This window comes from Thermoactinospora rubra (assembly GCF_002093975.1).
GTDB classification, from domain to species: Bacteria; Actinomycetota; Actinomycetes; order Streptosporangiales; family Streptosporangiaceae; genus Nonomuraea; species Nonomuraea rubra_A.
In genome coordinates this window covers 174,244-193,213 of the sequence record NZ_KZ084331.1, presented here as the reverse complement: position 1 = coordinate 193,213, position 18,970 = coordinate 174,244, and the positions used below count along the sequence as shown (strand labels likewise).

Sequence of the window (18,970 nt, the reverse complement as noted above, 5' to 3'; positions counted from 1 at the left end):
AAGGAGGCCGATCCATGAGTCGGTCGTTAACAGCCGCGCTGACCGCGGCGGTCCTGCTGGCCGCGGCCTGCGGCGGAGGCGGCGCCGAGGCGCCCAGGCAGAGCAAGACCGAGCTGTCCCTCTACAACGACAAGGGCGCCTGGAGCAAGTACTTCGAGGACATGGGCGCCCTGAGCAAGCAGCGGATCGGCCTGTCGGTCAAGCCCGTGGGCCACACGGACTCGGCCCAGTACCAGGCGCTCATCAAGGCCTCCTTCCGCGCCGGGGTCAAGCCCGACCTGTTCACCTGGCAGACCGGCGGCATGCTGGAGGAGATCGTCAAGCAGAAGCAGGTGGCCGACACGACCGCCATCTGGCAGGAGGCGATCAAGAACGGCGACCTGTCGCAGGACCTCGCCTCCTACTACACCTTCGGCGGCAAGCAGTACTGCGTCCCGCTCAACGTCGCCTACTGGGGCATGTTCTACAACAAGAAAATCTTCGACAAGTACGGCCTGCAGCCCCCCACCACCTGGGACGAGCTCGTCAAGATCGCCGACACGCTCAAGCAGAACAACGTCAAGGCGTTCTACCACACCTCCGTCCTGTTCTCGTTCGTGTGGTTCGAGCAGCTGCTCGCCGGCAGCGACCCGGACCTGTACGACCGGCTGTCCACGGGCAAGGCCAAGTACACCGACCCGGGCGTGGTCCAGGTGATGGAGCGCTGGAAGTCGCTGATCGACGCCGGCTACTTCATCAACCCCGGCGACAAGACCGACCCCGGCGACGTGCTCAAGAACGGCAAGGCCGCCATGGTGTCCTTCGGCACCTGGTTCAACACGAGCATGACCCAGCGCTCGATGCAGGCCGGGACGGACTACGGCTTCTTCGTCATCCCCAACGTCAACCCCTCGCTCCCGAAGACCTCGGTGGTCTTCGAGAGCGGCCCGCTCTGCTCGCTGGTCAAGGCGCCCGACCCCGAGGCCGGCATGAAGTTCCTCAAGTGGTGGACCACCACCGAGGCCCAGGAGAAGTGGTCGGCCAGCCGCGGCGACGTCAGCGCCAACCCCAAGGTGACCATCGCCGACCAGGCCATCGGCCAGATCACCAAGGACGCGGGCAGCGGCAAGTACCGGCTGGTCAACCGGTACTTCGAGGCCACGCCGCCGCCGATCCTCACCGCCGCGCTCGACGGCTTCGGGCTGTTCGTCACCAAGCCGGGCGAGTACCGCAAGGTGCTGGAGGACATCCAGAAGGCGGCCGACGACTACTGGAGCACGCACCAGTGACGCTCCAGCTCGAGCGGGCGCCCGGCAGGGCCGGCGGTGCCAGACGGCCCCGCCGGGCGCCACTGCACGGCCGGCTGCGCCCGGGGTACGTGGCGCCCGCGGTCCTGCTGGTCGCCGCGCTGCTCTACGCGCCGTTCCTGTGGACCGTCTACCTCAGCTTCACCAGCTACGACGGCCTGGCGCCCCCGGCCTTCGCAGGGCTGCGCAACTTCGGCGAGCTCCTGGAGGACCCGGCCCTGCTGACCTCGATCCGCAACACGCTGATCTGGGTCGCGGGCACGATGGTTCTGCCGGTCGGGCTCGGGCTGCTGGTCGCGGTGCTGTCCTACGACCTGCCGCGCGGCGCGTGGTACCGCCTGCCGTTCATGCTGCCCTACGCGCTCAGCGGGGCCGGGCTGGCCATGGTGTGGAGCCCGATCCTGTCCCACGACGGCATCGCCAACCGGCTCCTCGGCGTGGACACGGCCTTCCTCCAGGAGGAGCCGCACAACACGCTGGCCATGCTGCTGGTGTGGACCTGGCAGCAGCTCGGCGTCAACACGCTGCTGTTCGTGGTGGGCCTGCAATCCATCCCCAAGGAGCCGATCGAGGCGGCCCGGCTGGACGGGGCGTCGGGCTGGTCGCTGTTCCGCCACGTGATCTGGCCGCTCATGGCGCCGCTGACCGCGGTCGTCGTGGGACTCGCGCTGGTCGCCAGCCTGAAGACGTTCGACATCGTGTGGGTGATGACGCAGGGCGGCCCGGGGCGCAACTCCGAGACGCTGGCCGTGACCATGTACCGCGAGACTTTCGTGGCCAGCCAGTACGGGTACGGCTCGGCCGTGGCGGTGCTGCTGACGGTGGTCGCCGGGCTGGCGTCCTACCTCTACCTGCGCGGGCAGGTGAGGACCGCATGATCCGCCGCGCCGTGCTCCTGGTCCTCGGGCTGGTGTGGCTGGGGCCGACCTACCTGCTGGTGGTCAACGCCTTCCGGCCCGCCAACTCCTACGACGCCTCGCGGGCGTGGGCGCCCTCCGGAGACATCGCGATCTTCCAGAACTTCGCCCTCGCGATCGAGCGCGCCGACCTCGGCGGCAGCCTGGCCAGCACCCTGCTCTACAGCGTGGTCTCCCCGGCCCTGGCGGTGCTGATCGGCGCGCTGGCCGGGTACACGATCGTCGTCCTGCGCCTGCGCGGCGGCTTCTGGTGGTTCATGCTCATCTTCGGCGGCACGATCTTCCCCACCCAGATGCTGCTCGTGCCGCTGTTCGTGACCTACAGCGACGCCGGGCTGTACGACAGCAGACCCGGCATGATCCTCGTCTACACCGCCGTCAGCGTGCCGCTCGCCGCCTTCGTGCTGCGCAACTTCTTCACCGGCGTGGCCTTCTCGATCTTCGAGGCGGCCCGGATGGACGGCGCGTCCACGCTGCGCATCTTCGTCCGCATCTACCTGCCGCTCGCCGGCAGCGCGCTGGCCGCGGTGTTCATCCTGGAGTTCACCTTCATCTGGAACGACCTGCTCTTCGGGCTGGCCCTCACCCAGACCTCCGGAGTGCGCCCGGTCATGACCCAGCTCGCCGGGCTGATGACCGACGTCTACGCGGGCACGCCCGTGCCCGTGGGCCTGGCCGCCGGGCTGGTCGTCTCCCTGCCCACGGTCGCCCTGTTCCTCGCCACCCAGCGCCTCTTCGCCCGAGGCCTGTCCCTAGGGAGTGTGTGATGACGAGCCGGCTGCTGCAGCCGAGCCTTGGTTCGCCCGACTACGACGGCATCCGGCAGGCGCTGCGCCACGACACCTCCACGCCCGTGATCTCCGTCAGGGGCCTGGAGGTGCGGGTGTCGGTGCTGCCGCTGTTCACCCACGACGGCCGGCAGGCGGTCCGGGTGACGGCCACCGGCATGGTGCCCGACGGCCTGGTCTTCCGGCTGGGCGACCAGGAGGGCACCGGAGACTTCCTGGTGCCGGAGGTGTCCGAGCCGCGGCCGATGACCCTGGAGGCGCGCGACTCCCACGGCGTGATCGCCACCGCCGAGATCACGGTGACGCCGCAGCGCAAGTGGACCGTGTTCGTCGTGCACCACTCCCACCTCGACATCGGCTACACCGACCCCCAGGGCACCGTGCTGCGCCACCACCTGGACTACCTCGACGCGGCGCTGCGGCTGACGGAGGAGACCGGCGCCTGGCCCGACGACGCGAGGTTCCGCTGGACCGTCGAGTCGTCCATGCCGGTGCTCAGGTGGCTGGCCGCCCGTCCCCGCGAGCAGGCGGACGCCTTCGCCGAGCGGGTACGGCAGGGCCTGATCGAGGTGACGGCGCTGCCGTTCCAGCTGCACACCGAGGCGTGCTCGACCGAGGAGCTCTACCGGCAGCTGCGCTTCGCCGAGCGCTTCCCGTTCCCCGTGCGCAGCGCGATGCACACCGACGTGCCGGGCGCGGTCGTCGGCCTGGTCGACGCGCTCAACGCCGCCGGAGTGCGCTACCTGGCCGCCGCGCACAACTGGGCCGGGCGCAGCGTGCCGTACCTGCACGGCGGCGACACGCTCACCAGGCCGTTCCGCTGGCGGGCGCCCTCGGGCAACGAGCTGGTCGTGTGGTTCACCGACACGCCGCACGGCATGGCCTACATGGAGGGCAACACGGTCGGCCTGACCGACTCCTACGAGCTGGCCGAGGACCTGCTGCCGCGCTACCTGTTCGCGCTGGCGTCCCGGCCCTACCCGTACGGGCCCGGCACCTTCGGCTGGCTGGGGCCGGACGCGCCCAAGGACCCCTACGAGCTGGACGTGCTGCACCTGCGCGTGCAGGGCGCGCACGCCGACAACGCCGGGCCGTCGATCGTGCCGGCCTCGGTGGTGCGGCGCTGGAACGAGACGTGGGCCTATCCCCGGCTGCGCTCGGCGGTCAACAGCGACTTCTTCGACCACGTGGTGGAGCGCTACCACGACCGCCTCGCCGTACACGAGGGAGACTGGACCGACTGGTGGGCCGACGGGCTGGGGTCGGGCGCGCGGCCTCTGGGTTACGTACGGCGGGCGCAGAGCGCGCTGCGGGCGGCCGAGACGCTCCACACGCTGGCCGGGCAGGACGCCACCGCGCTGGTGGACGAGGCGTATGACAAGGTCGCGCTGTTCAACGAGCACACCTGGGGCGCGGCCAACCCGTGGGAGGACGCCGAGGAGGCGGGCGACTCGGGCGGGCTGCAGTGGACGCGCAAGTCGGCGGGCGCCTACCAGGCCCAGGACGACGCGGCCGACCTGCTGCACGCGGCGGTGCGGCACTTCGCGGCCCGGCTGGAGGGCCCGGAGGACTCGCTCGCGTCCTTCGCGGTGTTCAACCCGGGCACCTGGGCCCGCACCGACGTCGTGCGCGCCTTCCTGCCGCGCGACGTCGTCCCGCTGGACGCCCCGGTCGCGCTGGTGGACGCGCGGACCGGTAGGCGGGTGCCGCACCACGAGGAGATCGTCCGGCCCGAGGACTGGCCGACCCGGCCGATCGGGCGGCACCTGGAGGCGGTCGTCGCCGACGTGCCGGGCCTCGGCTACGCGCGGCTCGACGTCGTCCCGGGCGACGCGGCGGCCGCCGAGCCGGTCGACCTGGGCCTGGAGCCGGTGATCGAGAACGAGTTCTACCGCGTGACGTACGACCTCCGCGAGGGCTACATCAGCTCGGTCTTCGACAAGCGGGCCGGACGGGAGCTGGTCAACGCCGACGCCGCAGCGGGGTTCGGGCAGTACGTCTACGACCGCTACGCCACCGCCCCGCATTTCAACCACATGTCCGGACATGTCGGGGCGCACGACCGGACGCTCCTCGGCGACCGCGCCATCGCCAGGCGCGCGGCGGTCGTCAAGGCGACGCGGACCGCGGTCGGCGAGAAGCTGGTGGTCGAGCTGCAGGCCAAGGGCGCCGACTGGGTGCGGACCACGATCGAGCTGCACGCCGGGGTGCCGCGGCTGGACCTGCGCTATCAGATCGCCAAGCAGGGCACCCCCGCCAAGGAGGCGGTCTTCCTGGCCTTCCCGTTCGCGACCGCCGGCCCGCCGGCGGCGTGGGAGCTGACCGGCGGCGTGGGCGGTACGCACGTCCCGCGCGTGCCCGGCTCGGCCTCCTACATGCTGCCCATCCGCCACTGGCTGGCGTTCGAGGACCCGGAGCTCACGATCGCGTGGGCCACGCTGGAGGCGCCGCTGGTCCAGCTCGGGACCATCCACATGCCGTACGCGCCGTTCCCGCCGACGCTGGAGGAGGAGCACGGCACGGTGTACTCCTGGGCGCTGAACAACATCTGGGACACGAACTTCCCCGCCCAGCAGCAGGGCGAGACGACCTTCCGCTACGCGGTCACGTCGGCCCCCGGGGCCGCCGGGATCGGCGCCCGCCGCCTGGGCGCCGCCGCCGCGGCCGGGCTCACCGACCCGTTCATCGGGATCCTCACCCGATGTCCGGCAAGCGAGTCGTTCGTGTCCGTCGACCATCCGGACGTGCGGGTGACCTCGCTCGGACGCTTCGACGGCGGGACCGTCGTCCGGCTGCGGTCGCTCGCGGCAGAGCCCGTCGAGGTGGCGGTGCGGCTGCCCGGCCTGCGGTCGGCGCAGGTCAGCGCCGGGCTGACCGGCGGGCGAGCCACGGCTCCGGTGGCGGACGAGACGGTGAAGGTGCGCATTCCGGCGTGCGGGGTGGCCGCCGTCTGGGGGACTTGTGATGCGGGGAACTCGTGAAGATCGTTGACATCCGGGCCACGACCGTCGCCGTGCCGCTGGAGGCGCCGCTGCGGCACAGCAACGGCGCCCACTGGGGGCGGTTCGTCCGCACGCTCGTGGAGGTCGAGGCCGACAACGGGCTGGTGGGGCTGGGCGAGATGGGCGGCGGGGGCGAGAGCGCGGAGGCGGCCTTCCGCGGGCTCGTGCCGTACCTGAAGGGCCACGACCCCTTCCAGCTGGAGGCGCTCCGCTTCAAGATCGCCAACCCGACGGCGTCGCTGTACAACAACCGCACCCAGCTGCTGGCGGCCGTCGAGTTCGCCTGCCTGGACCTGATCGGCCAGCACCTCGGCGTGCCCGTCCACGACCTGCTCGGCGGGCGGGTGCGCGACGCCGTGCCGTTCGCCTCCTACCTGTTCTTCCGCTACCCGGGCGAGGGGGTGGAGGAGATCCGCACGCCGGAGCAGCTGGTACGGCACGCGCGGGCGCTGAAGGCCGAGCACGGGTTCACCGTCCACAAGCTCAAGGGCGGGGTGTTCCCGCCGGACTACGAGCTGGAGTGCTACCGGGCGCTGGCCGACGCCCTGCCCGGCGACCGGCTGCGCTACGACCCGAACGCGGTGCTGTCGCTGGCCGAGGGCGTGCGGTTCGGGCGCGCGATCGAGCACCTGGACAACGACTACCTCGAGGACCCGGTGTTCGGCCTGGAGGGCCTGCGGTACGTCAGGGACCAGGTCCGGGTGCCGCTGGCCACCAACACGGTCGTGGTCAACTTCGAGCAGCTGGCCGCCAACGTGCTGCGGCGCGGCGCCGACGTGGTGCTGCTGGACACGACGTTCTGGGGCGGGATCCGGCCGTGCGTCAAGGCCGCGGGGGTGTGCGAGACGTTCCAGCTGGGCGTGGCCGTCCACTCCTCGGGCGAGCTCGGCGTGCAGCTGGCGACCATGCTGCACCTGGGCGCGGTGCTGCCCAACCTGGGGTACGCCGCCGACGCCCACTACCACCAGCTGCGCGACGACGTCATCATGGGCGGCAAGCTGCCGTACTCGGGCGGGCGCATCGCCGTGCCGCAGGGGCCCGGGCTCGGGGTGCGGCTGGATCCCGAGCGGGTGGCGCGCTACGCCGAGCTGTACCGCGAGCAGGGCGGCTACCCCTACGACCGCGATCCCGGGCGGCCCGGCTGGTACGCCCAGGTCCCCAACGAACGCTTCGCAGATCCCACTATCTCCCTCTAATACTCTCTGGTTATGACAGACGCCCCCGAAGAGCAGTCCAAGCCCGCAAAGCCCACCGACAACCTCGTCACCACCCGGCACACCCTGCCTTCGGGGCAGGCCTACACGGCGACCACCGGCACCGTGGTGCTGCGCGAGGAGTCGTTCACCGACGGCAAGTTCGACGGCCACAAGCCCAAGGCCGAGGTGTTCGTCACCTCCTACACGCTCGACGACGCCGACCCGGGCAGCCGCCCGGTGACCTTCGCCTTCAACGGCGGCCCCGGCTCCTCCAGCGTCTGGCTGCACCTCGGCCTGCTCGGCCCGCGCCGCATCGTCATGGGCGACGCGGGGTCGCTGCTGCCTCCGCCGTACGGCCTGGCCGACAACGCCGAGACGCTGCTGCACGACAGCGACCTGGTGTTCATCGACCCGGTCTCCACCGGCTACTCGCGCGCGGCCGAGGGCGAGAAGCCGGAGGCCTACCACGGCTTCAAGGGCGACCTGGAGTCGGTGGGGGAGATCATCCGGCTGTGGGCGACGCGGAACGGGCGGTGGATGTCGCCCAAGTTCCTGGCCGGGGAGTCGTACGGCACGCTGCGGGCTTCGGCGCTGGCCGAGCACCTGCAGGAGAGGTACGGCATGTACCTCAACGGGCTCATGCTGATCTCGAGTGTGCTGGACATGGGCACGATCCGGTTCACCGAAGGGAACGACGTGCCCTACGCGCTGTTCCTGCCGACCTACGCCGCTATCGCGCACTATCACGGGCTTCATGGGGATCGGCCGCTTGCCGACGTGCTGCGGGAGGCGGAGGAGTACGCGGCCCGCGACTATCCCTGGGCGTTGTCGCGCGGCAACCGGCTCTCCGCCGAGGAGCGCTCCGCCGCCGTGGCGAAGATCGCCTCGTTGACGGGGTTGTCGGAGGACTACGTCGACCGGGTCGACCTGCGCATCGAGCACATCCGGTTCTTCACCGAGCTGCTGCGCCCGCAGCGGAAGATCGTCGGGCGTCTGGACGGCCGGTTCACCGGCTGGGACCCCGAGGCCGGGCGCGAGCAGTTCACCTACGACCCGAGCATGAGCGCGATCGTCGGGCCCTACAGCGCGGCGTTGAACCACTACCTGCGGACCGAGCTGGGGTACGCCAACGACCTGCCGTACGAGATCCTCACGCGGCGGGTGCAGCCCTGGTCGTACAAGGAGTTCGAGGGTGCGCACGTCAGCGTCGTCGGCAAGCTCAGCGCCGCCATGCGGACCAACCCCCACCTGCGCGTCCACGTGGCGTGCGGCTACCACGACGGCGCCACGCCGTACTTCGCCGCCGAGCACACCTTCGCGCGCCTGCAGATCCCGGCGGAGCTGGCAGGCAACATCGAGTTCAAGTACTACGAGGCCGGGCACATGATGTACGTGCACGAGGAGAGCCGGGTACGGCAGAGCGCCGACCTGGCCGCCTTCGTCCGGGGGTGATTCCCGGGTGAGGCGCTTCAGCAGGCGCTTCACCCCTCTCCCCACCGCCCCCTCCACGCCCCTTGTCGAATCCCGGTCGGACGCTTGGCCCAGGCAGAGGCGTGGCCTGGGCTGAAACCCTCAGACAGGCGGGCGTCGGCAGGACCTGTGGACGGTTGTCGCAGAGCCAGGCCCAGCCTCAAGGCCATGGTTCTGAGGCCAACTGAGAAGTGGTCGAAAAACTACACTTCTCAGTCGGCTCTCAGTTGAACCCGTCCCGCGACCGGCAACGAAGGCCCGGCCGACCCGCTGAATAGCGGTCATCTGACGCCCTCACAGACGGCCCCGCTATGCGCGGGCACGGTGTCGCGGCGCGCTGAGCCGCATGCCCCCGCCCGGTTACAAAGACATGCATGAACACCGTTGACCCGAGACCGTCCTGTCACGACGACTGCACGCTGCAGGCCGTCACGCAGGTCGCGACGCTGCTGCGGCACAGCGGGCACGAGGTGACCGTCGCCGGCGGCGTCACCGCGCTGACCGCCGCCGGGCTCGCGGCCTGGCTCCTGCTGGCCCGGCGCGACCCGGCCGGGGCCATGGTGGGGGTGCTCGTCATGGGCGGCCTGGTGCGCAGCCTGGCTCTCATCGTGCTCGCCCACCGGCCGCTGCTGGCCTCGATCGGCCGGATCCGCCAGGCGTTCGCCGCCACCGGCAACCCGACCTGGACCCCGGTGGCGGCCTTCGTGCCCCCGCCGCCCGACCGCAGGATGGCGCTCGTGCGAGCCTTCATCTCGGCCGCCTACGTACGGCAGGAGCTGTCCCGCCGGGCGTTGCGGTGGGCCGGTGGCACCATGGTGTGCTTCGTGCTGGCCGCCGGCGCCCTGTCGGTCTTGTGAACGCGCGGGGGCCCTTGTCCCTGAGGGCGGCAGCGGTTGCACTGGGAGGGGCGGGCGTGGCGTTTGCCGCCGTTCGCACCACAAGCCGGGCGATCACCCGCGAGGCCGACATGCCGGGAACGTTCTGGGACTCCCTCAGCGAGTCCTCCCGCACCATCCTGCTCACCTCGGGCGTGCAGCGGGTCTGGCCCCGGGGATACCACCTGACCAGCCAGGACCGCGTCCACATCGAGCACGTCTACGTGATCCTGGAGGGCCGGGCCCGCGCCTACACCACCACCCCGGACGGCGAGGAGACCACGCTGGACGTCCTCCACCAGGGCGAGGTGGCCGGGGAGCTGGAGGTGATCGACCCCAACCACCGGCTGGCCAGCGTGGCCGTCGTGAGCAGGCGTGCCCGCGTGCTGCAGATCCCGGCCGAGCGCTTCCACGAGATCGTCTTGTCGCATCCCGACGTGGCGCTCGAACTGCTGCGCAGCATGGCCCAGCGGCTCCGCCGGGCCAACGAGATGCGCGCGGCCACCCGCACCGAGGGGCGCGTGATGAGGGCTCTGCAGCAGCACGCCAGGTCGGGCGCCAGGACGAGCGACGGGGTGATCATCCACATCACGCAGGACGACCTGGCCAAGTTCGCCCAGGCCTCGCGCAAGACCGTGCAGCGGGTGATGGCCAAGCTGCGCAGGCAGGGGGTGGTGGACACCGACCGCAAGCGGATCGTGCTGCGCCGCTGGCATCGGCGGGACGACGGCTCCTGACCTGTGAACCGCAGGCCAGGAGCGCTGTTGTGCGGGACGGCCGAAGTCAGCCCGGCAGCCTCATCTCCAGGCCGTAGCGGGTTCCCACCTCCCTCATCGTCTCCAGGTCGGGCGGCGTCTCGAGCGGCGGCGGGAGCTCCCGGGCCGGGGCTCGCTCGCCCACTTCGGCGAAGAACTTGTCCAGTCCCCCCGGCGTGTAGACGACGAGCACCCGTATGGTGCCGGCCGGCTCGAAGTTCTCCCACGTCCCCTTGGGGATGTGGAAGAACGACCCGGGCCCGGCTTCGACGGTCTCGTCGCCGATGTGGTAGCGCACGGTCCCTTCGAGCACGTAGACCGTCTCGCCCCCGTCGTGCGTGTGCGGTGGCGGGCCCATCCCTTCGGGGATGGTCATCTGCATGACCGTCATGGCGCCGCCCGTCTCGTCGCCGGACGCCAGGACCTCGTAGAGGCCGCCGAGCACCCAGTACGCGTCGCCCGCTTCGCCTGGCTTTCGCACGACCACGTTGTCCGCCATCTCAGGCCCCCTTCCTCGATGGCTTCCGACCCCTTCACCTTCAGCCGACCAGGGTGGCCTGCCGCCGTCAAGGGCCTTTGAGCAGGGGCGGAGCAGGTCAGGAGGCGCCGAGGCGGCGGGTGCCGGGCAGGTGCCGTACCCCCCATTCCGCCATCGCGTCGACCACCGGCCCGAGCCGCCGGCCGCGCTCGGTCAGCCGGTAGCTGAACCGCGGGGGATGCTCGCTGTACGGCACGCGCTCCACGATGCCCGCGTCCTCCAGCCGGCGCAGCCGGTCGGCGAGCGTGTTGGTGGGGATGGCCTCGGCGGCCCGGGCGAAGTCCGCGTAGCGCAGTTCGCCGGCCATCAGCAGGTCGCGCACGAGCAGCAGCGACCACCTGTCGCCCACGATGTCCAGGGTGCCGGCGACGGCGCAGTCCGAGCGGCGGGGATTTCGTTCCGCGGTCACGGGACGATTCTCGCCCAGTCACTTGTGTTTTGCAAGCATCCAGCGTTATCGTCACTTGCAAAAGACAAGTCACTTGGAGAGGTGGCGCCCATGTCCGTTCCAGCGCCGGCGACCGGCCGGCTGACGTCAATGATGTGGTGGGTCGCGGCGGGCTGGGGTGCGGCGATCGCCCTGGCCGGGGCCGCGGAGGTCTTCTCGGCCCCCGGCGTGCCGCCGTTCGCCCTCGGCCTCGCGGTCGCCGCGCCGCCGCTGCTGGTGGTCGGGCTGCTGGCCTGGTCGGCGCCGTTCCGCGCGTGGGCTCGCGCGCTCGACCTGCGCGTGCTGACCGCCCTGCAGATGTGGCGGGTGCTCGGCTTCGGGTTCATCGCCGCGTGGGCCGTCGGCGGGCTGCCGGCCGGGTTCGCGCTGCCCGCCGGGCTGGGCGACGTCCTGGTCGGCCTGACGGCGCCGCTGGTCGCCGCCCGCTGGACGGCCCCGACCGCCTCGGCCAGGAGGATCTTCTACGGCTGGACCGCGTTCGGCGTCCTCGACCTGCTCCTCGCGGTCACGCTGGGCGTGCTGCACTCGCCCTCCATCCTCGGGATCCTCGCCACGACCCCGGACACCGCGGCGATGGCCCGGCTGCCGATGGTGCTGATCCCGGCGTTCCTCGTCCCGGCCATGCTGGCGCTGCACGCCATCTCGCTGGTCAACGCGCGCCGGAACTGAGGGGCCTCACTCGGCCAGGGCGGCCTCGCGGGCGGCCATGACCTCGGTCACGTTCTCCTCGGCCCAGTCCGTGATCGCCCGGATCGGGCCCTGGAGGGAGTGGCCGAGGGGCGTGAGGGAGTACTCGACCCGTGGCGGCACCTCGGGGTAGATCTGCCTGGTCACCAGGCCGTCGCGGGCCATCGCCCGCAGGGTCTGGGTGAGGACCTTCGGCGTGATGCCGCCGATGCGGTCGCGAAGCTGGGTGAAGCGCAGGGGACCGTCCTTGAGGATGAGGACGACGAGGACGGTCCACTTGTCGCCGATCCGGTCGAGGACCAGGCGGGTGGGGCAGTTGGGGTCGAAGGCGTCGCCGTTCCGCATAGTTTCCATAGGGTATCAAGGGTACGTTGAAGTAACCAGTATCCAATGGATACTGTCCCCGCATGAAGATTCTCCTCATCGGTGCAACAGGCATGATCGGAAGCCGGATCGCCGCCGAGGCGCGCGGCCGGGGGCACGAGGTCACCGGGGCCACCCGGAGCGGGGCGCAGGGGACCGTGGCGCTCCAGGCGAGCGACGCCGAGGCGGTGGCGGAGGCGGCCAAGGGGCACGACGCCGTCGTGCTGGCGGTCTCGCCGCCCAGGGACGGGTCGGACCCGAGCGGTCCGACGCTCGCCGCCGGGCGCGGCGTGCTCGACGGGGCACGCAAGGCGGGGGTGTCGCGCCTGGTCGTCGTCGGCGGCGCGGGCAGCCTGGAGGTCGCTCCGGGGCAGCGGCTGGTGGACCAGCCGTACTTCCCGGAGCTCTACAAGGCGGAGGCCCTGGCGGCCGCCGAACTGCTCGGCGTGATCCGGGCCGAGGCCGGCGACCTGGACTGGACCTACATCTCCCCGGCCGCCGTCATCGAGCCGGGCGAGCGCACCGGGCGCTTCCGGCTGGGCGGCGACCGGTTGCTCACCGACGCCGAGGGCAACAGCCTCATCAGCGCCGAGGACTACGCCGTGGCCCTGGTGGACGAGCTGGAGCAGGGCAACGCCATCCGCAGGCGCATCACCGTCGCCTACTGACTGACCGCGATCCGCTCCCCGTCCCGCCGTCCCCGGAGACCGGGGCCGGGGGGGTACTGCGGGGCGGGAGCGGGACGGACGGGCCGACGGCCACGAGTGCGACCACGACCATGACAGCGGCTGACAGCAGTTCGGCAGCGGCGCCCCGCATTCTCACCGCCATGACACACGTGCTCATCGCGGGCGGCGGCCCGACCGGGCTGACCCTCGCCATCGAACTCGCCCGCCGCGACGTCGACTTCCGCATCGTCGACAGGTCCCCCGAGCCTCCGAAGGGCTCGCGCGGCAAGGGCCTGCAACCCAGGACGCTCGAGGTCTTCCACGACCTCGGCGTGATCGACGAGATCCTCGCCACGGGGACGGTCTATCCGCCGATGCGCGCCTACAAGGGCGGCGAGGTCGTCTGGGAGGGCCGGATGCACGCGCCCAAGGAGCCCGATGACGCGGTGCCGTACCCGATGGTGATCATGCAGCCGCAGTGGCGCACGGAGCGGATCCTGCGGGACCGCCTCGCACGCCTGGGCAAGGAGGTCGAATTCGGCGTCGAGGTGACCGGCCTGGCCCAGGACCAGGACGGCGTGACCGTCACGCTGGACGGCGGTGAGACGGTCAGGTGCGCCTACCTGGTGGGCGCGGACGGCGGCCGCAGCACGGTGCGCAGGCTCTGCGGCATCGGCTTCCACGGCGACACCTTCGACAGCGAGCGGATGCTGCTGGGCGACGTGAGGACCGACGACCTGGACCACGACCACTGGCACGTCTGGGGCGACATGGCGACCAGGACGCTGCACGCGGGCCTGTGCCCGCTGCCCGGCACCGACCTCTTCCAGTTCTACGCGACCCACACCGGCGAGGAGGATTTCCAGAAGATCCTCGACCGGCAGGACGCCGGCGTCAGGATCAAGGAGGTGACGTGGCGGTCGGAGTACCGGGTGAACATCCGCATGGCCGAGCGCTTCCGTGACGGGCGGGTCTTCCTGGCCGGCGACGCGGCGCACGTCCACTCGCCCGCGGGCGGCCAGGGGCTGAACACCGGCGTCCAGGACGCCTACAACCTGGGCTGGAAGCTGGCGCACGGCGCCGAGTGGCTGCTGGACACCTACGAGGCCGAGCGCGTGCCGATCGCCGAGCACGTCCTGGGGCTCAGCACCCGGCTGCTGCGCGAGAAGGACCTGGAACGCGACGAGGAGACCCAGCAGCTGAACCTCGGCTACCGGGACAGCCCGCTGTCGGTGGGCGAGCGGGGCGGCGAGCGGCTGCCGGGGCGGCTGGAGGAGCTGCGGGGCACCCACTTCACGCTGTACGCCGACGGCGTGCGGGTGGACGATCCGCGGGTCAGGACCCTTCCCGCCATCACCGACGGCGTCCTGCTGGTCCGGCCGGACGGCTACATCGGCTACGACGGCGACGGCAGCGACCTGAGCGCGTACCTCTCGGGGCTCGGCATCTCCACGGGCTGACCCGCATGCCCCTCGGGGCTCGGCACCTCGACGGACTGGCCGAGGCCGCGCAGCGCCCGGGCCGCCGCCAGCAGGACGCGCGCGTCCTCCTCGCGGCACCACCCGGCCGCCGCCTCCAGGATCGCCGCCCGCACGGTCTTGTCCGGGTTGCCCTCCATCAGCTCCAGCGCGTGGCGGATCGGCCCCGGCTCCCCCAGGGCCGCGGCCAGCTCGGCGTGGACCAGGGCGAGGAACTGCGCCGGAGCGTCCCCGGCAGCCTCCCCCGCCAGGGACAGCGCCCGGCGCAGCAGCTCGGGGTCCGGCTCGCCGGCCCTCCTGGCCAGCTCGGCCCGCCCGTGCAGGACCCGGGCGAGGGCGAGCGGGTCGCGGGTCCGCTCGGCCGCCTCCTGGGCGCGCTCCAGCTCGAACCGCGCGCCGTCGAAGTCGCCGACCCGGGCCCGCAGCTGGCCCAGCCGGATGCGCAGCATGACGGGCCCGGGCAGCGCGTCCACGCCGTTGATCTCCGCCGCCGGTCGCCTGGACTCCTCCGCCAAGGCCAGCGCCTCCACCGCGTCCCCGCGGTTCTCCGCGGCCAGCGACAGCCAGTACAGCGCGACCGCCGTGCCCCAGCGGTCGCCGATCTCGCGGAAGCCGGCCAGGGCGGCGCGCAGCATCGGCTCGGCGGGCGCGGCCGTGCCGTACTCGAACTCGACGATGCCGCCCATCAGCCGCGCGGCGGCCCGCGTCCACGGGCCCGGACGCTCCACGGCCGCGGCGGCCCGTCCCCGGGCCAGCGCCTGATCGGGCGAGCCCAGTCCACCCGGCGCGAGCATCCAGGCGGCCATCTCCGCGGGCCCGTCTCCCTCCGGTACGGCGGAGCCGTCCCCGGCGATCAGGCGGCAGAGGGCGCCGGCGGGACCGCGGCCGAGCACGAACCGCGCCCACGTGCCGGCCTCGGCGCGCATGCCGCGCATCACCCAAGGCCACAGCCGGGCCAGGAACAGCCGCTCGGGCTCCTCGGCGGCGGCCATGGCCGCGTCCAGGTTCGCCTGCTCGGCGTCGAAGACGGCCAGCCACCGCCGCTGCCCGGCCGTGCGCAGCCCGGGGTCGGCGCGCTCGGCCAGCCGGGTGTAGTAGCGGGCGTGCGCGGCCTCGACGCCCGGCGGCCGGTGCCCGGCGGCGTACTCGCGGACCGTCTCGAGCATCGTGTACCGCTCGCCGGAGACGGCCACCAGCGACTTGTCCACCAGCGAGGACAGCGTCTCCAGGTCGTGCCCGCACACCTCGAGGACCGCCTCGGCCCGTGCCCCGCCCGCGAAGACCGACATCCTGGCCAGCAGGTCCCGCTCGGCGCTGGCGAGCAGGTCCCAGCTCCAGCCGATCACCGCGCGGAGCGTGCGGTGGCGTGGCTGGGAGGTACGGCTGCCGCGCCAGGACAGCCGATCCTCGATCTGCGCGGCCAGTTGGTCCGGCGACAGGGTGCGCAGCCGGGCGGCGGCCAGCTCGACGGCCAGGGGGAGGCCGTCGAGGCGCCGGCACAGCGCGGCCACCCGGTCCTCCTCCAGCGCCAGGCCGGGCCTGGCCGCGGCGGCCCGCTCGCGGAACAGCCGCACCGCGTGCTCCTGCGCCAGCGGGCCGACGGGATGCAGGTGCTCGCCTGGCACGTCGAGGGGCTCGCGGCTGGTGGCGATGATCCGCAGCCGGGGCGCCTGGGAGAGCAGCCGCTCGGCCATGCGGGCGGCCTGGTCGATCACGTGCTCGCAGTTGTCCAGCACGATCAGCGTCGACGCGCCGCGCAGCGTGCCTTCCAGGTCGCCCACCTTGAGCGTGGCCTGGAGCGCGGCCCTGACGTCGGTGGCGGAGGCCAGCTCCACCAGCCACGCGCCGTCGGGAGCCGGAAGCGTCGCGGCGGTCTCGATCGCCAGGCGGGTCTTGCCGGCCCCGCCGGGCCCGGTCAGTGTCACCAGCCGCGCCCGCTCCAGCAGCCCGCGCAGCGTGGCCACCTCCGCCTCGCGGCCCACGAAGCTCGTCAGCGGCGCCGGCAGGTTGCCCGCGGCCTCCTCCCGCAGGGCGAACAGGTGAGCCTCGCGCAGCTCGGGGCCGGGATCGGCGCCCAGCTCCTCGGCGAGCGTGCGCCGGATCCTGTCGTAGGCGTCCAGGGCCTCGCCCCGCCGCCCGCCGGCCGCCAGCGCCCGCACCAGCAGCGCGTGGAACGGCTCGCGCAGCGGGTGCTCGGCGACCAGCTCCTCCAGCTGTGCGACGGCCTGCGGGCCGGGCTCGATGGAGGCGGCCAGCGCCTGCAGGCGCAGCTCGGCCAGCCGGGCTGAGGGGGCGTGGGCGAAGGGCCAGCCGGAGGCGTCGGCGAGGGCGGGTCCCCGCCACAGGGCCAGGGCCGCGCGATGCTCGCCGGCGCGGACCAGCCGCTCGAACTCCCAGGCGTCCACCTCAGAACGCGGCACGTCGAGCACGTAGCCGACGGGGTGCGAGGCGATCAGGCCGGGGGCCTTCCGCCGGGCGCGCGACACCAGCGACTGCAAGGCGGCGAGGGGATGCTCGGGCGGCTCGCCCGGCCACAGGTCCTCGGCGAGCCGCTCGGCCGTCACCACGCGCCCGGGATCCAGGGCCAGCCTGACCAGCAGGGCCCGCAGGCGCGGGCCGTCGAGACCGCCGCCCGCCACCTGGAGCGGCCCCAGGATCCCGATGCGCATACCACGCAAGTCTGCCGTAAGCCTCACGCGGGCCCGGCTCGGAGGCGGATCACTCGGGCAGCGCGGCCGGGTTGCGCGCGAGCAGCCCGCCGTCGACGCGGTGCTCGGCGCCGGTGATGAACGACGACCGGTCCGAGGCCAGGAACGCCACCAGCTCGGCGACCTCCGAAGCCCGCGCGACCCGGCCCAGCGGGTGCGCCCGTCCCCAGGCGGCGACCTGCTCCTCCTGCGAGAGCGGCCCCCGCCACAGGTCGGCCGCCCACCGCAGCATGGGCGTGTCGACCGAGCCGGGGCAGACCACGTTCACCCGGATCCCGTCGGCCGCGTGGTCCAGCGCCATCGCCCGCGTCAGGCCGTTCAGCGCGGCCTTGCTGGCGGTGTAGGCGGCGACCCTGGTCTGGGAGGCGAACGCCTGCACGGACGAGACGATCACGATGGAGCCGCCGCCGCGTTCGCGCAGCGCGGGGATCGCCGGCCGGCAGGTGAGGTAGACGCCCTTGAGGTTGATGTCGAGCACCTCGTCCCAGACGTCCTCCGGGGTGTCCTCGACCGTGCCGTAGCGCTGCACGCCCGCGCAGGTCACGACGATGTCGAGCCCGCCGTACGCGGAGACGGCCAGCTCCACCGCCTCCCGCATGCGGGGCCCGTCGCGGACGTCCGCCTCGAACGGCGTGACGCCCGGACGCCCGGACGGCCGTGCCGACACGTCGCACGACACCACCCGCGCCCCGGCTGCGGCGAGCCGTTCCACCACGGCCTCGCCGATGCCCGCCGATCCGCCCGTGACCAGCGCCACCTTGCCCGAGAACTCGCTCAAGGTCCGATCACCTCCGCACGCAACCTCATCACCCTGGTCTCCCGCGGCGCCAGCGCCATGGCCGTGCCGTTCCCGACGGCCGCCGCGAGCCCGTCGGTCGGCATGCTGGAGAAGGGTTCGAGCCCCAGCACGTAGGCCCGCCCCCACCACGGGTAGCCGGCGGAGGCGCCGAACTCCTGCCACATCCACAGGTAGGGCAGCACGGCGGCCTCCCACTCCACCCTCATCCCGAAGTCCCGGGCGTCGACGATCTCGTACCGGCCCAGGTCGCCGAAGCCCGTCAGGTACACGATGTCGCTCGGCGTCCCCGCCGGGGGCACGACGCCGAGGTCGACGTCGCCCGCCGGATGCGCCGGGACCACCGGCCACGTCCCGGCCCCGCGCACCCGCCGCCCGCCGGGGTTGAGCGGCGTCTCGTGCGGGATCACCCGCACCCCGCCGGGCATCCGGATCCGGCAGCCCGGCTCCAGGAACGGCGCGCCGTACACGATGTGCTGCCCCCACATGGCGTGCAGCGCGAGCCCCGACTCGTTGGTGACCCGGCCCTCCACCTCCAGCGCCGCCTCCCCCGACCGGAGCCGGAAGGTCTTCTCCACCAGGTACGGCAGGCGCCTGGTGCGGACGGCCAGCCGTACCGCGACCTGCCCGGGGGAGTCCTCCGCCACGGTGGCCTGCCACGGCAGCGAGGCGACCTCCCCGTGCTGGGCCAGCCGGGCGCCCCGGTAGACGCTGGGCGCCCCGCCGTTGGGGAAGACCTCCTGCCAGCCGCCCTCGTAGTGGTCCACGAAGGCCCCCACGTCGTCGGCGGCCGGGCTCAGGTGCTCGCGCGGGTCGCGCAGGCCCTGGGGCGAGAGCCACACGAAGTCGGTGTCGGTCGGCTTGTGCAGGAACTCCACCACGTCGCCGCCCTTGCCGGCCAGCACGGTCACGCGCAGCCGCTCGTTCTCCAGCACCACGGCCCGCATCCCGGAGATCGTGATCTCCCGGACGCGGGCCGCCCAGTTGCGCCTCAT

Annotated in this window: 17 protein-coding genes; 11 read left to right on the top strand and 6 right to left on the bottom strand. The window is 72.6% G+C overall.

Annotated features, from left to right (window positions below; translation table 11 throughout):
• The first annotated feature begins 14 nt into the window (after positions 1-14).
• The 8 genes from BSB02_RS11985 to BSB02_RS11950 all read left to right on the top strand — a co-directional run bounded on the left by BSB02_RS11985 (position 15) and on the right by BSB02_RS11950 (position 10,271).
• Positions 15-1,268 (top strand): ABC transporter substrate-binding protein, encoded by a 1,254-nt coding sequence (locus tag BSB02_RS11985; RefSeq protein WP_084958821.1) that lies wholly within the window; start codon positions 15-17, stop codon positions 1,266-1,268.
• Positions 1,265-2,164: a carbohydrate ABC transporter permease gene (locus tag BSB02_RS11980; protein ID WP_240506369.1), complete on the top strand. Its 900-nt coding sequence runs from the start codon at positions 1,265-1,267 to the stop codon at positions 2,162-2,164. The genes BSB02_RS11985 and BSB02_RS11980 overlap by 4 nt, the downstream gene beginning before the upstream one ends.
• Positions 2,161-2,970 carry a carbohydrate ABC transporter permease gene (locus tag BSB02_RS11975; protein WP_084958820.1) on the top strand — a complete coding sequence of 270 codons (810 nt, stop codon included), beginning with the start codon at positions 2,161-2,163 and terminating at the stop codon, positions 2,968-2,970. Before BSB02_RS11980 ends, BSB02_RS11975 begins: the two co-directional genes overlap by 4 nt.
• On the top strand, positions 2,970-5,972 hold the full coding sequence (locus BSB02_RS11970; protein WP_084958819.1) for a glycoside hydrolase family 38 N-terminal domain-containing protein: 3,003 nt from the start codon (positions 2,970-2,972) through the stop codon (positions 5,970-5,972). The genes BSB02_RS11975 and BSB02_RS11970 overlap by 1 nt, the downstream gene beginning before the upstream one ends.
• Complete coding sequence (locus tag BSB02_RS11965; protein ID WP_084958818.1) at positions 5,969-7,189, top strand: enolase C-terminal domain-like protein; 1,221 nt, start codon at positions 5,969-5,971, stop codon at positions 7,187-7,189. The genes BSB02_RS11970 and BSB02_RS11965 overlap by 4 nt, the downstream gene beginning before the upstream one ends.
• A gap of 12 nt (positions 7,190-7,201) precedes the next feature.
• Positions 7,202-8,641, top strand: coding sequence for a S10 family peptidase (locus BSB02_RS11960; RefSeq protein ID WP_084958817.1), 1,440 nt, complete (start codon positions 7,202-7,204; stop codon positions 8,639-8,641).
• Positions 8,642-9,033: 392 nt separating this feature from the next.
• Positions 9,034-9,516 carry a hypothetical protein gene (locus BSB02_RS11955; protein WP_084958816.1) on the top strand — a complete coding sequence of 161 codons (483 nt, stop codon included), beginning with the start codon at positions 9,034-9,036 and terminating at the stop codon, positions 9,514-9,516.
• Positions 9,517-9,572: 56 nt separating this feature from the next.
• Positions 9,573-10,271 (top strand): Crp/Fnr family transcriptional regulator, encoded by a 699-nt coding sequence (locus BSB02_RS11950; RefSeq protein ID WP_084958815.1) that lies wholly within the window; start codon positions 9,573-9,575, stop codon positions 10,269-10,271.
• A gap of 46 nt (positions 10,272-10,317) precedes the next feature.
• On the opposite strand, the gene BSB02_RS11945 is transcribed toward BSB02_RS11950, so the two are convergent.
• Together BSB02_RS11945 and BSB02_RS11940 are read right to left on the bottom strand one after the other, a co-directional pair.
• Complete coding sequence (locus tag BSB02_RS11945; RefSeq protein ID WP_084958814.1) at positions 10,318-10,788, bottom strand: cupin domain-containing protein; 471 nt, start codon at positions 10,786-10,788, stop codon at positions 10,318-10,320.
• A 97-nt stretch (positions 10,789-10,885) separates the two neighbouring features.
• Positions 10,886-11,236, bottom strand: a complete 351-nt coding sequence (locus BSB02_RS11940; protein WP_240506368.1) for a winged helix-turn-helix transcriptional regulator — start codon at positions 11,234-11,236, stop codon at positions 10,886-10,888.
• A gap of 90 nt (positions 11,237-11,326) precedes the next feature.
• On the opposite strand from BSB02_RS11940, the gene BSB02_RS11935 reads away from it, so the two are divergent.
• On the top strand, positions 11,327-11,944 hold the full coding sequence (locus BSB02_RS11935) for a hypothetical protein (RefSeq protein WP_143590512.1): 618 nt from the start codon (positions 11,327-11,329) through the stop codon (positions 11,942-11,944).
• Between the two features lie 6 nt (positions 11,945-11,950).
• Here the strand turns inward: BSB02_RS11935 and BSB02_RS11930 are convergent, their stop codons facing one another.
• Complete coding sequence (locus tag BSB02_RS11930; RefSeq protein ID WP_338064335.1) at positions 11,951-12,316, bottom strand: winged helix-turn-helix transcriptional regulator; 366 nt, start codon at positions 12,314-12,316, stop codon at positions 11,951-11,953.
• A gap of 53 nt (positions 12,317-12,369) precedes the next feature.
• On the opposite strand from BSB02_RS11930, the gene BSB02_RS11925 reads away from it, so the two are divergent.
• Positions 12,370-12,993: an NAD(P)-dependent oxidoreductase gene (locus BSB02_RS11925; protein ID WP_084958811.1), complete on the top strand. Its 624-nt coding sequence runs from the start codon at positions 12,370-12,372 to the stop codon at positions 12,991-12,993.
• A gap of 161 nt (positions 12,994-13,154) precedes the next feature.
• Positions 13,155-14,453, top strand: coding sequence for an FAD-dependent monooxygenase (locus BSB02_RS11920; RefSeq protein WP_084958810.1), 1,299 nt, complete (start codon positions 13,155-13,157; stop codon positions 14,451-14,453).
• On the opposite strand, the gene BSB02_RS11915 is transcribed toward BSB02_RS11920, so the two are convergent.
• The 3 genes from BSB02_RS11915 to BSB02_RS11905 are packed head-to-tail and all read right to left on the bottom strand — an operon-like array spanning position 14,390 to position 18,970.
• A complete protein-coding gene (locus BSB02_RS11915) occupies positions 14,390-17,140 on the bottom strand; it encodes an AfsR/SARP family transcriptional regulator (protein ID WP_084958809.1) in 2,751 nt (916 codons plus the stop codon). The two genes, BSB02_RS11920 and BSB02_RS11915, sit on opposite strands and share 64 nt — an antisense overlap.
• Positions 17,141-17,189: 49 nt before the next feature.
• The gene (locus tag BSB02_RS11910) at positions 17,190-17,957 is read right to left on the bottom strand and encodes an SDR family NAD(P)-dependent oxidoreductase (RefSeq protein ID WP_084958808.1); all 768 of its coding nucleotides are present in this window, start codon (positions 17,955-17,957) and stop codon (positions 17,190-17,192) included.
• Entirely contained in the window at positions 17,954-18,970 is a 1,017-nt protein-coding gene (locus BSB02_RS11905; RefSeq protein ID WP_084958807.1) for a DUF4432 family protein, read from the bottom strand. The genes BSB02_RS11910 and BSB02_RS11905 overlap by 4 nt, the downstream gene beginning before the upstream one ends.

Excerpts from the sequence above, each read along its gene's own strand:
- BSB02_RS11985 (WP_084958821.1), top strand. The coding sequence starts at position 15 with ATGAGTCGGTCGTTAACAGCCGCGCTGACCGCGGCGGTCCTGCTGGCC.
- BSB02_RS11975 (WP_084958820.1), top strand. The coding sequence starts at position 2,161 with ATGATCCGCCGCGCCGTGCTCCTGGTCCTCGGGCTGGTGTGGCTGGGG.
- BSB02_RS11970 (WP_084958819.1), top strand. The coding sequence starts at position 2,970 with ATGACGAGCCGGCTGCTGCAGCCGAGCCTTGGTTCGCCCGACTACGAC.
- BSB02_RS11960 (WP_084958817.1), top strand. The coding sequence starts at position 7,202 with ATGACAGACGCCCCCGAAGAGCAGTCCAAGCCCGCAAAGCCCACCGAC.
- BSB02_RS11955 (WP_084958816.1), top strand. The coding sequence starts at position 9,034 with ATGAACACCGTTGACCCGAGACCGTCCTGTCACGACGACTGCACGCTG.
- BSB02_RS11945 (WP_084958814.1), bottom strand. The coding sequence starts at position 10,788 with ATGGCGGACAACGTGGTCGTGCGAAAGCCAGGCGAAGCGGGCGACGCG.
- BSB02_RS11935 (WP_143590512.1), top strand. The coding sequence starts at position 11,327 with ATGTCCGTTCCAGCGCCGGCGACCGGCCGGCTGACGTCAATGATGTGG.
- BSB02_RS11930 (WP_338064335.1), bottom strand. The coding sequence starts at position 12,316 with ATGGAAACTATGCGGAACGGCGACGCCTTCGACCCCAACTGCCCCACC.
- BSB02_RS11925 (WP_084958811.1), top strand. The coding sequence starts at position 12,370 with ATGAAGATTCTCCTCATCGGTGCAACAGGCATGATCGGAAGCCGGATC.
- BSB02_RS11920 (WP_084958810.1), top strand. The coding sequence starts at position 13,155 with ATGACACACGTGCTCATCGCGGGCGGCGGCCCGACCGGGCTGACCCTC.
- BSB02_RS11915 (WP_084958809.1), bottom strand. The coding sequence starts at position 17,140 with ATGCGCATCGGGATCCTGGGGCCGCTCCAGGTGGCGGGCGGCGGTCTC.
- BSB02_RS11905 (WP_084958807.1), bottom strand. The coding sequence starts at position 18,970 with ATGAGGCGCAACTGGGCGGCCCGCGTCCGGGAGATCACGATCTCCGGG.